The organism is Micromonospora sp. NPDC003776, assembly GCF_053605645.1.
This window is the reverse complement of the sequence record NZ_JBSGJR010000990.1, coordinates 1-1,105: the sequence shown is the minus strand read 5'-3', so window position 1 is coordinate 1,105 and position 1,105 is coordinate 1. Positions and strand designations below refer to the sequence as shown.

At 75.6% G+C, this 1,105-nt stretch carries 1 protein-coding gene; it reads right to left on the bottom strand.

Annotation, left to right across the window (positions count from 1 at the left end):
• Positions 1 to 1,105: metallophosphoesterase family protein (locus tag ACWEVO_RS36975; protein WP_452312018.1), on the bottom strand; the 1,105-nt coding region annotated here is incomplete at both ends.

The following is a 1,105-nucleotide window of genomic DNA, read 5'->3' as shown; positions in this document are numbered from 1 at the left end:
GCCCTGGGTCGGCCCCTCCCCCGGGGTGGGCAGCCGCGGGTCGGGCACCTGCGCCGGCCCGGCGGCGCCGAAGGTCGCCTCGGCCCGGGGCCAGCTCACCGCGGTCGGCTCGCCCACGTCGTGCCGGTCGTCGCGGCCGAGCACCCAGCGGGTCGACCCGTCGGCGGCCAGCCGGAGCACCTGTGCCCGGCCGTCGCGGGAGGTGGTCGCCAGTGGCACCCCCAGGTCGGTCCGCGCGCCGGGCGTGGCGTCGGACAGGAGCAGGTTGAGCATCGGCCCGACCAGGCGGTGGAACGAGCCGCGGTCGCGCAGCATCACCCCGTCCGGGACGGCCACCTCCTCGGCGTACGGGTGGCGGGTGCCCGGGGCGTGCGCCATCGCGCCCAGCCGCAGCCAGCCGGACTGCTGGTAGTGGCGCAGCCGTTGGGCGAACCAGGTGGACTGCGCCTCGCCGAGGAAGCCGTACCGGTCCTCCTCCCGGTGGGTGATGGCGATGGTGGAGTTGAGCCCGGCCACCACCACCCGCAGGTCGGGCACCGGGAAGAGGGTCCACGGCTGCTCGCTGTCGAAGATCCGGTCCTCGAGACCCTGGTACAGCTCGTCGAAGAGGCGCGCGTAGTGCCGCCACTTCGGCCAGTACGGCGGCTGCGGGTCGACGTCGTCGGCCTCGCAGGTGGCGAAGTACGCCCGGCTGGCGGCCATGGTGACGTCCCGCGGCCCGGGCACCACCACGAGGCGGTGCGGCTCCAGCCCGAGCAGCACCCGCAGCCCGGTGAGGAAGGTCAGCGCGTCGGAGAACTCCCGGGGGCTGCCCGACTCGGTCAGGTTGCCGGACACCACCAGCAGGTCGGGCCGGGGCACCCCGTCGTTCATCAGCAGGGTGAGGTCACCCATCAGGTGTTCCTGGAGCTCGCCGGGGGTGACCGGCGCGCCGGGCTCGATGACGCCCCGGCCGAAGCGCGGCCCGGCCACCTGGAGCACGGTGAGCGTGCCGCGGGCCACCGGCGCGGCCGCCGCGGCGGGCGGGAACGGCGGCGGGTTGATCGGCGTGAACGGCGTGGTCGGCGAGATCAGCGCGTCCACCTGCTCGAACGCGGCGGTGAAG